Below are 13,664 nucleotides of genomic sequence, written 5' to 3'. Positions count from 1 at the left end.
GGCGGCAGCGATGAAAGAGCAGGGCGACACCGTGAAGGGCTCTCATGCGTGAGATGAAGGACAACGTGCCGACAGCCGCCGATCAGCGGGCGACCGCGGAGGCGATCGAGCGGGGCGGCGTCGGTCTGACCGTGACCGACCTCCTGGCCAAGGTCACGGAGTCGGCCGAGCCGGCCGCGCGAGCGGATGCCGCGGAACCTACGGCGGCCCGCGGGAGCGGACCGGGCACGGCTTCGCCCGTCCACAGCGGCCCGCCCCGCGACGTGGACGCCCTCGCCCGCGCCGTCGCAGCCGTGGCGGGCCGGCACGTCCCCGCAGGACAACTGGCGCCCGACGCCGACTTCTTCGACGCCGGCGGCACCTCCGTGAACGCGGTGGAGCTCGTCTCGGCGCTGGAGGAAGAGCTGGGCCTGTCGGTCGACCTGGACGAGGTGTTCGCCGACGCCAGGCCGATCAGCTTGGCCAGGCGCGCGCTGGAGAGCACGGGATCCGCGACGGCCGTACCGCAAACGCAGCGCCCCCCGGACGCTGTCCCCGCGGTGACGCGGGCGGTGCGGGTTCCGCCGGCGGCCGCCCTGCCCCTCACCGCCCCGTCGGATTCCACGGCCCGCCCCGAAGACCTCACCCAGGTCCTCGCCGACCTGGCCCTCGCCGACCGCCTCCCCTTCACCGCCTCGCCCGACCCCCTGCCGCCCCGCCGCGTCCTGCTGACCGGCGCCACCGGCTTCCTCGGCAGCCACATGCTCCTGGACCTGCTGCGCCACAGCGACGCCCACGTGTACTGCCTGGTCCGGGCCGCCGACGAGGAGGCGGCCGTGGCCCGGCTCGGCGAGGCGCTCAAGAGCTACGCGCTGCCCTGGTCGTCGGAGATCCGCCGCCGCATCACCGTGCTGCCCGGCGACATCCGCCACCCCCGGCTGGGCCTCACCGAGGACCTCTGGAACACCCTCGCCCACGAAGTGGACAGCATCGTCGCGGTGGCGGCCGCCGTGGACTTCCTGCGCGGCTACCAGTCCCTGCGCACCAGCAACGTCCTCGGCGCCCTCACCCTCGCAGAACTCGCCGCGACCGGCCGTCCCAAGCCCCTGCACCACATCTCCTCCATCGCGGTGTTCAACGAGGTCGGCATCCCCGCCATGGGCGAGGACGACCCCCTCGCCCACATCGACCGCCTCGTCGCCGGCTACGACCAGACGAAGTGGGCCGCCGAAGTGGCCCTGCGCCGCGCCCGCGACCACGGCCTGGTCGTCACGGCCCTGCGTCCGGGCGGCATCGGCGGTCACACGAAGACCGGCGCCTACAACCCCCAGGACCTGAGCAGCGGCCTCATCTCGGCCTTCGGCCGCTTCCGCACGGTCCCCGCCTTCCGCTACCTCAACGCCGCCCCCGTCGACTGGGTGAGCCGTGTGGCGGTCGCCGTCATCTGCGAACCCGACGCCTGGGGCTTCGACTACAACCTCACCGGCGTCCCCAACACCCTCGACGACGTCGTAAGCGACATGGCCCTCGGCGGCATGCACGTCCGCGTACAGGACTGGGACGAGTGGCGCACCGACGCCCTGGCCCGCCTCCAGGCCGACCCGATCCCCGAACTGGGCTTCCTGAACCGCGTGTTGCAGAGCCCCACCGCCCTGAAACTCTGCGAGGCGACCTTGAAGGGCCCGGCCGCCACGGCCGACCGCACCACCGCACTCGTCCGGGCCCTCGGCCTTCCCCCGGCCTCCCGCTACGACGCCCGAGCCCAGCTGAAGACCTTCGAAAGCCTCGCCCACGACGGCCTGGCCCGCCTCCCGCACAAGGACGACCAGCCCTACCTGTGGTTCACCGAGACCACCGAAGGCACCGTCGCCCCTGTCGCCGCCACCCCCGCCGCGCCTACTGGCGCCCCCGCTGCTCCCGCCACCCCCTGCAGTCCCTGCGCGATGTCCCTCACCCTCTCCATCGCGAGCATGCACCAGCTGGTGACGGACCGCCGCGTCGACGTCCGAGGCGTGGTCACCTGCCCGGCCCTGCACCCCGAGCCGCTCAACGTGGAACGCGGTGACATCTGGATCCGCCCCGAGGAAGGCATCCCGCACCGGCACGGCCTGCGTCACCAACTCCTGCGCTACCGCCTGGAGTTGACGGACACCGACGGCGGCCGCTGGTGGCTGGAGGGCCACAAGTACGCCCGCGCCCGCCGCGACCTCTGGCGCCAGACCCGCGCCCTGACCGTGGAGCTCGGCCGTGAGGGCGAACCGGCGAGCCTGGCCGGCGAGGTCGTCGTCCCCGCCGACTCCTACGTACGCGACCAGATCGACGGCATCAAGGTCGACCCGCGCCTGACCAGCCAGGAGAAGCGTGCCGCCAAGCTCACCTGGCTCGCCTGGTTCGGCCTGGAGATGGGCCGCGGTCTGCTCGGCCCCTTCGCCCGCGCCGCCGCGGACCTGCTCGACCTGCGCCGCACCACGAACCCCACGGAGCACCACCGATGATCTTCAGAACGACGAACCCCAGGACCGCCGGGCCGGCCCTGCGCAGGGTGAGGACCACCACGCCCCTGCGCCCCCTGCGCCACCGCCTGGATCCGGCGACGGTCGAGGAGATCCCCTTCCACACGACCGACGGCGTACGCCTCGGCCTGACCCGCATCGACACCGGCGACCGCGCCCCCGCCCGCGACCGCCCGGCCGTCCTGCTCCTGCACGGACACACGGCCTCGGCCGACATGTTCCTGCTGCCCGAGACCCGCAACCTGGTCGACGTCCTCCTGGACGAGGGCTACGAGCCCTGGCTGCTCGACTGGCGAGGCAGTTGCCGGCTGCCGTACAACGAGACGGGCCGCCGCTACACCTACGACGACGTCGCCCTCTACGACATCCCCGAGGCCGTCCGCCACATCCGCACCCGCATCGGCGACCGCCCCTTGTCCGTCGTCGCCCACTGCATCGGTTCCCTCGCCCTCTCGATGAGCATGACGGCAGGCCTGGTGCCAGGCCTGGCCGGTGTGGTGTCCCAGGGCGTCTTCCTCACCCCGAAGCTCGCGGGCCGCACCTCCCTGCGCATGACCTTGGCGGGCGAACTCCTCAAGTCCCGTATCGACCACATCCCCGTCGACCTCCGCAAGGTCGGCCTGTGGTCGAAGTACACCCCGCTGTTCGCCCTGGCCTCCCGCAGGGCGACCTGCCCGGACCCCACCTGCCAGATCCTGCACAACTCGGCCTGGGGGACCGGCGCCTCCCTCTTCGTCCACGAGCACCTGACCGACGCCACCCACGACCGACTCGCCGAACTGCTCGGCCCCGCCCCGCTGTGGATCCTGCCGCACCTGCGCCGCATCGAACTGGCCCGCACCGTGGTCCGCTGGCACGACACCGACCACCGCTACCGGGCCCTCCCGCAGAACGCCCTGGACGCGGCGGCCCGTATCGACACCCCGGTCCTGCTCCTCGCGGGCAGCGAGAACGGCCTGTGGCTCGACTCCCAGAAGCTCTGCCGTGACGTCCTCGCCCGTCGCCAACCACAACTGGACGTCACGTACACCGAGATCCCCGGCTACGGCCACCTGGACACGTTCCTCGGCAGGGGAGCAGCCCTCGACGTCTTCGGGCACATCCTCGATTTCCTGGGCGAACGCCGGTGACGACAGCCGGAAGCCCGGTTACCGTACCGGTCAGTAACGAGAAACTGGATACCAGGAGGCCACCCATGCCGCAGCTCGAAGTCGACGGCGCGACCCTGACGTACGACGACGAGGGCCCCCGCGACGGTGACGGTGTGCCCCTGGTGTTCGTCCACGGCTGGACGGCGAACCGTCACCGCTGGGACCACCAGGTGGCCCACTTCGCCGAGCGGCGCCGCGTCGTCCGCCTCGACCTGCGCGGGCACGGCGAGAGCAGCGGATCGGGGGTGCGCACGATCGACGAGCTGGCCAAGGACGTCGTCGCCCTCCTCGATCACCTGAAGATCGAACGGTTCGTGATCATCGGTCACTCCATGGGCGGCATGACCGCGCAGACCATCGCCCTCGCCCACCCGGAGCGGATCGAGCGCATGGTGCTGGTGGACTCCATCGGCAAGATGGCCTACAGCCGGGGCCGCGCCCTGCTGATGGCCGCCTCGACGCTCGCCCCCTTCAAGCTGTTCGTCGCCGCCAACATCCGGCGCGCCTTCGCGCCCGGGTACCCGCGCGAGGAGGTCCGCGCGGCCATCCGCGCCTCCGCCGAGACTCCCCGCGAGGTCGTCATGACGCTCTACGGCGCCATGCGCGCCTTCGACGTACTGGACCGGGTCGGCGAGATAGCCGCGCCCACCCTCATAGTCCACGGCTATCACGACATCCAGCTGCCGGTCGCCCAGATGCTGCGGATGGCCAAGGCCTACCCGGACGCGGTGGTCCGCATCCTGGACGCCGGCCACGAACTGCCGGTGGAGAAGCCGGCGGAACTGACGCTGGCGCTCGACCGCTTCCTCGCCGACCGCGGATAGCGGACAAGCGGGCGAAACAGGTAGACACCGCACAGATAGACACCTCAGTCGGGCCCCGGCCCGACCAGGGGCTTTATTTAAGCCTTGCCTTATATAAGCAGGCGCTGGCATAGTGGGTTCCGTGCACGCTTTCGATGTGCTGGGTGATCCGGTCAGGCGCCGGATATTGGAACTGCTCGCGGCAGGCGAGCAGGCATCGGGCGACATCAGTGCCGTGATCCAGGACGAGTTCGGGATCTCCCAGCCGGCTGTCTCGCAGCACCTCCGGGTGCTGCGCGAGAGCGGTTTCGCGTCCGTGCGGGCGGAGGGCACGCGACGGCTGTACGCCGTCGACGCCGCGCCGCTGCGCGAGGTGGACGCATGGCTGGAGAGATTCCGCGGTTTCTGGGAGCAGCGGCTCGACGCCCTCGGAACGGAACTCGCGCGAGGCAAGCGCGACCGCAGACTGAGAAAGGAAGTGAGCGGGGATGAGTGAGATCGTCGACGAGTTGAACCGCCTGCACCGCCAGGTCGGTGTACGGCAGGTCGAGGCGGGCGAGGCCCGCACCGTGCTGCTGCGGCGCACCTACGACGCCGAGGTCGCCGATGTGTGGGACGCGGTGACGTCGGCCGAGCGGATCGGCCGCTGGTTCCTGCCGGTGAGCGGGGAGTTCAAGGTGGGCGGGCGATACCAGCTGGAGGGCCAGGCCGGCGGGGAGATCCTGCGGTGCGAGGAGCCGACACTGCTGCGGGTCAGTTGGTTGTACGGGCCCGATCCCGGCTTCAGCGAGGTCGAGGTGCGGCTCACGCCGGAGGGCGAGGAGCGGACGGTGCTGGAGCTGGAGCACGTGGCCGTGGTGCCGCCCGACTTCTGGGGCAGGTTCGGGCCGGGCGCCGTGGGCGTCGGCTGGGACGGGGCGTTGCTCGGCCTCGGCATGCACCTCGCCGGTGGCGGGATGAGCAGGGAGGAGGCCGAGGCCTGGCAGCTCTCGGACGAAGGCAAGGAGTACGCGACGCGATCGGGTCGGCTGTGGGGAGAGGCCTACGCCGCCTCGGGGGCCGATGAGGAGACTGTGGCGGCCACGACGGCGGCGACGATCGCGTTCTACACCGGAGCGGAGAGCGACGCCGGACAGTCGTAGATCTCCTCAAAACTTTCGAACGTTGTGACCCCTGTTGATGCCAGGGACGGGTGCTCCTAGGTGTATTGATCACGAGCGTTGTTAACGCGGGCTGGCTCTTGATAGTGGCAACAGCCTGCCCCCGCGATCGGCTCCTGCGCGGCATCCTGACCGACTCCGGGGAGGTCGCCCCACCACCCCACCCCAGCACTACATGTCCGGCGCGGCGCCCTTGCCGCCCGCGCCGGACGCCCCCGTTGCTCAGGTGGTGCGCAGGGTCCGCTTGGCGAGTTCGTACGCCGGCAGCATCGCCCGGTGCTCGTCAGTGTCCAGTCCGCCGAGGTGTATGACGACCGGACCCTTCTTGGTGGCGACGGCTATGGCCGACTCCTCCTTCGTCTCCTCCAGGAGCTTGCTGGTGTAGAGGTACTTCACCTCGACACCCGCGAGGTCGCCCGCCTTGAAGGTGCTGTACTTCGCCTTGCTCGTGCCGTTCTCCGCCGCGAGGAAGGCCTCCAGCACGGAGTGTGCGTCCACGTCACTCGGCTTGCCCGTCCAGACGCGGAGGAAGCCGATGTTCCCCGCCGGCTTGGCGTCGACCTCACAGGCGGCAGCGACCGGGCCCTGGTACAGGAGCGCGTCGGCGATCTCCTGTGCCAGCTCGTCCTTCCCGGAATCGCCGGAGCCGTCACCGCTGTCAGCCGCCTTCTCCTCGGCCGCCCCGGTGTCGATGGCCTCCGCCTCCCAGTCCTCGGCGATGTCGAACGTGACGGGCAGCTCACAGGCCGACCCCGCGGCGCCGATGGTGCCCCCGCTCTTCACCGCCGTAACGCTGTCCTCCGCCGCGTCGGCCGACGCCGCGGCGCTCGCCGAGGTCTTCGTCTCGTCGCTCTCCGCAGCCCCCGAACAGCCCGTCAGCACCCCGGCCAGCAAAGCCACCTGGGCCAGCCTGCGCCGTACATGTCCCGCCCCCACCAGCATCGTGCTCTCTCTCCCCACCTGATCCTGCTTCCCGATCTTGCTCAGGCGGCACACAGTATCCGAGACCACTGACAAGGGGGCCCTGGCTCTGCGGCATCATGAGGCGATGACCTCGCCGACCTTCGACCGCTACTGCGACGAGATCGTCACCCAGACCGAACGGCTCACCGCTCACGTGCGGGGCGCGGACATGATGGCCCCGGTGCTCTCCTGCCCCGGCTGGAATCTCGGCCAGCTCCTGCGGCACGTCGGCGGCGACCACCGCTGGGCGGAGGAGGTCGTACGGACCCGGGCCACGGCCCCGATCCCCGACGACCTGGTGAACGACCCGACCGCGTACCCCGACGAGGACGAGTCGTTCCTGGTCCCGTGGCTCCTCGAAGGCGCCGCAAGTCTCAGCGCCGCCCTCCGCGCCGCCGGGCCCGACGCACTGGCGTGGAACCCTTCCGACGAGCAGTCCGCGCCGGTGACGTTCTGGGCGCGCCGCATGACGTACGAGACGGCCGTGCACCGCGCCGACGCGGCCCTGGCTGCCGGAACGGAGTTCTCGCTGGAGCGCGACCTCGCCGTCGACGCGGTGGAGGAGTGGCTGGAGTACTCGACCTTCCCCGAGGCGTTCGAGCCCCGGCCGGACCTGCCCGACCTGCTCGGCCCCGACCGTACCCTCCACTTCGACGCGACCGGTGCCGGACAATGGCTCGTCGACCTCACGGGCAAGAGCCCCGTCTGGCGCGCGGGGGCCGACAACGCCACCGCGACCGCACGCGGCCCGGCGACGGACCTGCTCCTGTACTTCTACCGCCGCCCCGCGCCCACCATCGAGACACACGGCGACACAGCACTCCTCGACCTCTGGCTGACCCGCGCGGGCTTCTGGCTGGAGGTGTGACGCCGGGCGCATGAAGGTGCACCGGCACCAAGGTCGCAGTCCTGCAGTCACCCGCCTGTCGCAGTGCTCGAACGGTTCGCCCCCCACGGCGCGTACGGTCCGTCGATGGATTTGCCGAACCAGCAAGACCGTTCGCCTCCCTCCGCGCCGTCCCACAGGCTTCTTCAGCGTGGACCCGGCAGCCTTCGTGCTCGTCCGAGTCCCTCCACGACACCTGCGCACCCGGGAGAAGCCATGACCGAGACCCCTGCCCTGAAGGCCACCGAGTTCTGGGAGGCCCGGTACCGCGACGGCGGCCGGTTGTGGAGCGGCCGCCCCAACTCCCTGCTGGTACGCGAGGCTTCGGGCCTCGAACCGGGCAGCGCGCTCGAGCTCGGATGCGGAGAAGGGGCCGACGCGGTGTGGCTGGCATCGCGCGGCTGGCAGGTCACCGGCGTCGACATCTCGCACACGGCTCTGGAACGCGCCGCCTTGCACGCCACCGAGGCCGGCGTGAGCGACCGTACGGTCTGGGAACGTCACGTGCTGGGAGAGTCGTTCCCGCAGGGCTCCTTCGACCTGGTGAACGCGCAGTATCTGCAGTCGCCGATCGCACTGGACCAGCAGCGGATTCTGCGCCAGGCCGCAGACGCGGTCGCGCCGGGCGGCACCCTGCTGATCGTCATGCACGCCGGCTGGCCGTCCTGGCAGAGCCAGCCACCCTTCGAGGCGCAGTTCCCGACGCTGCAGAGCGTGCTCGACGAACTCGCGCTGCCGAAGACCGCCTGGAGCGTGGAGACGCTGGAGGTGGTGCGCAGGGCGAGCCTGTCACCGGACGGGGAGAAGGGCTTCCGGGACGACAACGTGTGGCGCATGCGACGCGGCGAAGCCTGACGGAGCGCGCTCGCACCCGGGTGGCGCCGCCCGCCAGGCCCATCAGCTCACGCCTTCCGTCGGGCCCACCAGCCCTCACATCTGCTGAGCCCACGCCTCTCCCAGTACCTCCCGTACGGCATCCAGCGCCGCCGTCCGGTCGGCCGGTACCAGCCCGATGCGGGTGCGTCGGTCGAGCAGGTCGGCCTCGTCCAGGGCGCCTTCGTGGCGTACGGCCCACAGCAGTTCGGCGGCGGTGACCGGGTGTCCCGGCAGCACTGGTTCGGCCAGCCGGGGATCGTGCGCGCCGAGCGCCTGGACGGCCGGTGCCTCGGTGCCGTAGCGCTGGACGAGGCGGCGCGGTGCCCGGAGGGAGCCGAGACTGTCGGGTGATGCGGCGCCGACGAGCGGGAGGGAGGCGGTGGGGGAGGGGCCGGCGGAGAGCCGGCCGGTGGCGACGGCGGCGTCGACGGCGTCCTCGGCCATGCGGCGATAGGTGGTGAGCTTGCCGCCGACCACGGTGATCACGCCGTCCGGCGAGGTGAGCACCGCATGCCGGCGGGAGATGTCGGCGGTCCGAGGAGCCGCGCCGGAGTGCTCGCCCGGGGTGGTGTCGAGCAGGGGGCGCAGTCCGGCGAACGCCCCCACGACGTCGTCGCGTTGGACCGGGATGTCGAGAACGGAGCCGAGGACGTCGAGGAGGAAGCCGATGTCCGGCTCCGGTACCTCGGGAACGTCGGGGATGTCGCCGTCGACGGGCTCGTCGGTGAGCCCGACGTAGACCCGGCCGTCGCCCTGGGGCAGGACGAGGACGAAGCGGTTGCTCTCCCCGGGGACGGGGACGTGGAGCCCCGCGGGCAGGGGGCCGAGATGGTCTGCGCGCAGGACGAGATGGGTGCCGCGTGAGGGGCGGATCCGGATGCCGTCCACCAGGCCGCCCGCCCAGACGCCGGAGGCGTTGATCACGACGCGGGCCCTGATCTCGCCCTCCTCGCCGGTGAGTTCGTCGCGTATCCGGGCGCCGGACGCGGTGAGTTGCAGGGCCCTGACCCGGGTGAGGATCCGCGCACCGCGAGCGGCGGCGGTGCGGGCGATCGCGGTCACCAGGCGGGCGTCGTCGGTGAGCCGGCCGTCCCATGACAGCAGACCGCCGCGCAGGCCCTGGGTGCGCAGGGCGGGGGCCAGGTGGCGGGTCTCCACCGGGGAGAGCCGGCGCGGGGCCGGCAGGGTGGCGCGGGCCGTGCGGGCCGCCAGGCGCAGGGTGTCGCCGGCCCGGAATCCGGCCCAGGCCAGGGCGGACTGGCCGCGGGAGACCAGCGGGGTGAGCGGCAGGACGAAGGGCTGGGCCCGCACCAGATGCGGTGCCGTGCGCTCCATCAGCACCCCGCGTTCGACCGCGCTCTCGTGAGCCACGTCGAGCTGCCCCGAAGCGAGATAGCGCAGCCCGCCGTGGATGAGCTTGCTGCTGAAGCGGGACGTGCCGAAGGCCAGGTCGTGTGCGTCGACGGCAACGACCGTCAGCCCGCGGGCGGCGGCGTCCAGGGCGGCCCCGGCGCCGGTCGCGCCCAGCCCGACGACCAGGACGTCCACGACCGGACCGCCGACTGTCTCGGCCAGTTCGCGCGAGCGCCGGGCGGCCGACAGCGACGATCCGGGAACCGGGGGAGGAGTGGTGGGGTTCATGGCGTCAGGGTCCTCTCGAGGATGCTGCGCAGTTCCGCCAGGAAGGCCTCGCTGCTCAGGTCGGCGTCGTCCTCGTCGGTCATGGTCCGCAGGGACAGCGTGAAGGACTGGACGATCAGCAGCAGGGCCCGCGCCTGCCGTTCGGCATGGCCGGTTCGTACGGACCCGTCGGCGTGGCCTTCGCGCAGGGCGTCGGCCAGCAGCGCGATGAGGGCCTCCTGGCTCGCGCCGCGGCGGTCGAGGACGTAGGGGAGGAGCAGTTCCGGATCGACGTCGACGATCTTCCGGAACAGCGGATGGGCGCGGAAGGCCTCCACCCCGGCCACGAGCCCGTCGACGATCAGGCTGCGCGCGTCGGCCCCGGGGTGCCGCTCGGGCATGGCCCCGGTGGCCACCGCGACCCACTCCCGGGTCATCAAGTCCCCCACCAGGGTCCGCACATCGGGCCACCGCCGATAGAGCGTCATCCGGGAGACCCCCGCGCGGCGGGCCACGTCGGTCAGCGTCGTGCGACGGACACCGACGGCCAGGACACAGTCGCGCACCGCGTCGAGCACCGCATCGCTGTCCGAGTGGTTGTGACGAATAGGCGTCATGTGTCACAGTGTAACGCCTGCGGGGCCGTCCGGGACACGGCGTCGCTCGAATCGACCGGTGAGGACGACGGCCATGGACATGTTGTGGAGCGGTTGGGGCGACCCGGCCAAGGCGGCGCCGCTGCCCGAGACGGTGACCGGGCTGCTGCGCGACCTGCTCGGCGTCAAGCCGCGCACCGCCGGGCCGGTCGCCCTGGAGGACATCGCCGTACCCGAGCCAGGCCTCGAACCCGCCGCGTGCCAAGCCCTGTTCGCGGCCGTCGGAGGCGAGGAGCACGTCCGCACCGACGCCGAGACCCGCATCCGGCACACCCGCGGCAAGTCCACCCCCGACCTGCTCCGCATCCGCGACGGCGAAGTCGACGACCTCCCCGCGGCCGTCGTACTCCCCGCCGACCACGACGACGTACTGGCCGTACTGCGCACATGTGCCGAACAAGGACTGCCCATGGTCCCCTTCGGCGGCGGCACCTCCGTCGTCGGCGGCCTCGCTCCCGCCCGGCGCGGCCCCTTCGTAGCCCTGGACCTGCGCCGCATGGACCGGCTGCTCGCCCTCGACCCCGTCTCCCGCACGGCCACCCTGCAACCCGGACTCCGCGCCCCCGAGGCCGAGGCGCTGCTGGCCGAACACGGCTTCACCCTCGGCCACTTCCCCCAGTCCTACGAGTGGGCCACCATCGGCGGATTCGCCGCCACCCGCTCCAGCGGCCAGGCATCCGCCGGCTACGGCCGCTTCGACGAGATGGTCCTCGGCCTGACCCTCGCCACCCCCGAGGGCACCCTCGACACCGGCCGCGCACCGCGCTCGGCAGCCGGGCCCGACCTGCGCCAGCTCCTCCTCGGTTCGGAAGGCGCCTTCGGCGTCATCACCTCCGTCACGGTCCGGATCCGCCCCGTCCCTCAGACTCGCGTGTACGAGGGCTGGCGCTTCCCCTCCTTCGAGGAAGGCGCCGCCGCGTTGCGCCGCCTCGCCCAGGACGGCCCGCGCCCGACGGTACTGCGGCTGTCCGACGAGACCGAGACGCTGATCGGCCTCGCCCAGCCCGACGCCATCGGCGCCGGACTCCAGCCCGCGGGATGCACGGCGATCGCCGGCTACGAAGGCACGGACGAGGACACCTCGTACCGCCGGGAGAGGGCAGCAGCCGTCCTGCGCGAGTGCGGCGGAACCCCGCTCGGCGAGGAACCGGGACAGCGCTGGGCGCACGGCCGCTACTCGGCCCCCTACCTCCGGGACTCCCTGCTGGACGCGGGGGCGTTCGCGGAGACACTGGAGACGGCGACCTTCTGGTCACGCGTTCCCGAGTTGTACGCCTCCGTCCGCGAAGCCCTCACCACCACGCTCACCGAGTCCGGCACCCCGCCCCTGATCATGTGCCACATCTCCCACGTCTACGAGAACGGCGCCTCCCTGTACTTCACCGTCGTCTCGGCACAGGGCGACGACCCCGTGGCGCACTGGGAGAAGGCCAAGCACGCCGCCAACGAGGCGATCCTCACCGCGGGCGGCACCATCACCCACCACCACGGCGTGGGCGCCGATCACCGGGACTGGTACGTCCGCGAGGCGGGCCCCCTGGGTATCGAGGCGCTGCAGGCCGTGAAACGCCGACTGGACCCGGCGGGCCTGCTCAACCCCGGTGTCCTCCTGCCCGCCGACTGACCTCGCACCCACCCGCTCAGTGACTCGCCCCCCGCCTCCGCAGCACCCTCCCGTCGGCCCGAAAGGCTCACCGATGCGACAGTTCACCGCCATCGTCAACCCCACGGCGGGGGGATCCGCCTCAGCTGCCGCCCTGCTGCAGGTGGCCCGGTTGCTGCGGGAGGCCGGGGCCGGCCTTGAGACCGAGTACAGCCGCAGCCTGACACACGCCCGGGAGCTCGCCCGGGACGCCGGACGACGGGGCCGGGTGGTCCTCGCTGTCGGCGGCGACGGGATCGCCGGCGGCATCGGCGGCGCCCTCAGCGGCACCGATGCCCTGCTGGGCCTCGTCCCGGCCGGCCGCGGCAACGACTTCGCCCGGGCGCTGAATCTCCCCAGCGACCCCACGGCACTCGCACAGGTACTCCTCCACCGCGAGCCTCGTAAGGTCGACACCATCGAAGTCGAGTCGGCCGTCCACGACCGCACCGTGGTCCTGGGCAGCGTGTACGCGGGCGTCGACGCGCTGGCCAACCGCCACGCCAACAACGCCACACTCCTGCGTGGCGCCGCCTCCTACTACGCGGGCGGACTGCGTGCCGTCACCACCTGGCGCCCCGCGCGCTACCGGGTCACCGTCGACGGCCGCGAACACTCCCTCACCGGCTACACGGTCGTGGCCGCCAACTCCGGCTACTACGGGTCAGGCCGCCTCATCGCGCCCGACGCCCGCGTGGACGACGGACTGCTGGACGTGGTGATGATCGAGGAGGCGCCGCGCCGGCTGTTCTTCGCCCTGATGAACGACCTCAAGACGGGCGCTCACGTCCACCGGCCCCAGGTGCGGATCCTGCGGGGCAGGGAAATCCGCATCGAGGCGGACCGCGACGTACCCTACGGTGCGGACGGCGAGGTCGAGGCGACCCTCCCGGTGACGCTCAGGGTCCTGCCGGGAGCGCTGCACGTGCTGTGCTGAGCCGGGGCCGGAACCGCCGGCGTCGAGCCGGCGGCCGGGGCGGGCGACCTCTCACCCGCTGATCCGCTCATCCACCGTCGACCGGCATCCGCTGGCGCGCCGTGCTCAGCTGCTGGGGGGCGGAGGTGCGATCAGCCTCGTCCTGGGCGAGCAGCGAGAGCAACGCGGCTACTGTCAGCCCGGCTTCCGCGGGGTGACGCAGTACCTTGGCCGGGGCGATCCGGTAGGTATTGGTGCGTCCCTCGCGGGTGTGCGAGAGGTAGCCTTCCTGCTCCAGATCGGAAATGATCTTCTGGACGGCGCGCTCCGTGAGTCGGCAGTGCGCGGCGATACTTCGGATGCGGACGTTCGGATTGTCGGCGATCGCCGCCAGCACGCGGGCGTGGTTCGTCAGAAAGGTCCATCCGGTGTGTGGCTCAGGGACTCCATCCATGTACCAAGACTACGACTGACTGTTCACGTATACAAAAACACGCAC

General features: G+C 71.8%; 13 protein-coding genes. 9 read left to right on the top strand and 4 right to left on the bottom strand.

The features are described 5' to 3' along the window. Positions 1-44: 44 nt before the first annotated feature. From AB5J49_RS00825 to AB5J49_RS00805, 5 genes are all read left to right on the top strand, one after another. Positions 45-2,474 (top strand): thioester reductase domain-containing protein, encoded by a 2,430-nt coding sequence (locus tag AB5J49_RS00825; RefSeq protein ID WP_369166502.1) that lies wholly within the window; start codon positions 45-47, stop codon positions 2,472-2,474. Further along, positions 2,471-3,622 carry an alpha/beta hydrolase gene (locus AB5J49_RS00820; RefSeq protein ID WP_369166501.1) on the top strand — a complete coding sequence of 384 codons (1,152 nt, stop codon included), beginning with the start codon at positions 2,471-2,473 and terminating at the stop codon, positions 3,620-3,622. Before AB5J49_RS00825 ends, AB5J49_RS00820 begins: the two co-directional genes overlap by 4 nt. A 65-nt stretch (positions 3,623-3,687) precedes the next feature. Next, positions 3,688-4,467, top strand: a complete 780-nt coding sequence (locus tag AB5J49_RS00815; protein ID WP_369166500.1) for an alpha/beta fold hydrolase — start codon at positions 3,688-3,690, stop codon at positions 4,465-4,467. A gap of 112 nt (positions 4,468-4,579) precedes the next feature. Further along, positions 4,580-4,942: an ArsR/SmtB family transcription factor gene (locus AB5J49_RS00810; protein WP_369166499.1), complete on the top strand. Its 363-nt coding sequence runs from the start codon at positions 4,580-4,582 to the stop codon at positions 4,940-4,942. Then, positions 4,935-5,588 (top strand): SRPBCC family protein, encoded by a 654-nt coding sequence (locus tag AB5J49_RS00805; protein WP_369166498.1) that lies wholly within the window; start codon positions 4,935-4,937, stop codon positions 5,586-5,588. The genes AB5J49_RS00810 and AB5J49_RS00805 overlap by 8 nt, the downstream gene beginning before the upstream one ends. Positions 5,589-5,828: 240 nt before the next feature. Here the strand turns inward: AB5J49_RS00805 and AB5J49_RS00800 are convergent, their stop codons facing one another. Beyond that, positions 5,829-6,548 carry a lipoprotein gene (locus tag AB5J49_RS00800; protein WP_369175005.1) on the bottom strand — a complete coding sequence of 240 codons (720 nt, stop codon included), beginning with the start codon at positions 6,546-6,548 and terminating at the stop codon, positions 5,829-5,831. A gap of 106 nt (positions 6,549-6,654) precedes the next feature. Between AB5J49_RS00800 and AB5J49_RS00795 the strand changes: the two genes are divergently transcribed. Both AB5J49_RS00795 and AB5J49_RS00790 read left to right on the top strand, forming a co-directional pair. After that, positions 6,655-7,437, top strand: a complete 783-nt coding sequence (locus tag AB5J49_RS00795; protein ID WP_369166496.1) for a maleylpyruvate isomerase family mycothiol-dependent enzyme — start codon at positions 6,655-6,657, stop codon at positions 7,435-7,437. Positions 7,438-7,671: 234 nt separating this feature from the next. Beyond that, the gene (locus AB5J49_RS00790; RefSeq protein ID WP_369166495.1) at positions 7,672-8,310 is read left to right on the top strand and encodes a class I SAM-dependent methyltransferase; all 639 of its coding nucleotides are present in this window, start codon (positions 7,672-7,674) and stop codon (positions 8,308-8,310) included. 75 nt (positions 8,311-8,385) lie between these two features. Here the strand turns inward: AB5J49_RS00790 and AB5J49_RS00785 are convergent, their stop codons facing one another. Beyond that, complete coding sequence (locus AB5J49_RS00785) at positions 8,386-9,972, bottom strand: glycerol-3-phosphate dehydrogenase/oxidase (RefSeq protein WP_369166494.1); 1,587 nt, start codon at positions 9,970-9,972, stop codon at positions 8,386-8,388. Further along, complete coding sequence (locus AB5J49_RS00780) at positions 9,969-10,568, bottom strand: TetR/AcrR family transcriptional regulator (RefSeq protein ID WP_369166493.1); 600 nt, start codon at positions 10,566-10,568, stop codon at positions 9,969-9,971. The genes AB5J49_RS00785 and AB5J49_RS00780 overlap by 4 nt, the downstream gene beginning before the upstream one ends. Positions 10,569-10,641: 73 nt before the next feature. On the opposite strand from AB5J49_RS00780, the gene AB5J49_RS00775 reads away from it, so the two are divergent. Both AB5J49_RS00775 and AB5J49_RS00770 read left to right on the top strand, forming a co-directional pair. Beyond that, positions 10,642-12,231: an FAD-binding oxidoreductase gene (locus AB5J49_RS00775; RefSeq protein ID WP_369166492.1), complete on the top strand. Its 1,590-nt coding sequence runs from the start codon at positions 10,642-10,644 to the stop codon at positions 12,229-12,231. Between the two features lie 73 nt (positions 12,232-12,304). Then, positions 12,305-13,186, top strand: a complete 882-nt coding sequence (locus AB5J49_RS00770) for a YegS/Rv2252/BmrU family lipid kinase (protein ID WP_369166491.1) — start codon at positions 12,305-12,307, stop codon at positions 13,184-13,186. A gap of 67 nt (positions 13,187-13,253) precedes the next feature. On the opposite strand, the gene AB5J49_RS00765 is transcribed toward AB5J49_RS00770, so the two are convergent. Further along, complete coding sequence (locus AB5J49_RS00765) at positions 13,254-13,619, bottom strand: helix-turn-helix transcriptional regulator (RefSeq protein WP_369166490.1); 366 nt, start codon at positions 13,617-13,619, stop codon at positions 13,254-13,256. Between the last annotated feature and the right edge of the window lie 45 nt (positions 13,620-13,664).

The organism is Streptomyces sp. R28 (assembly GCF_041052385.1).
Classification (GTDB): domain Bacteria; phylum Actinomycetota; class Actinomycetes; order Streptomycetales; family Streptomycetaceae; genus Streptomyces.
Note: the sequence above shows the minus strand (reverse complement) of the source record. Positions and strands in the feature narration are given on the sequence as shown.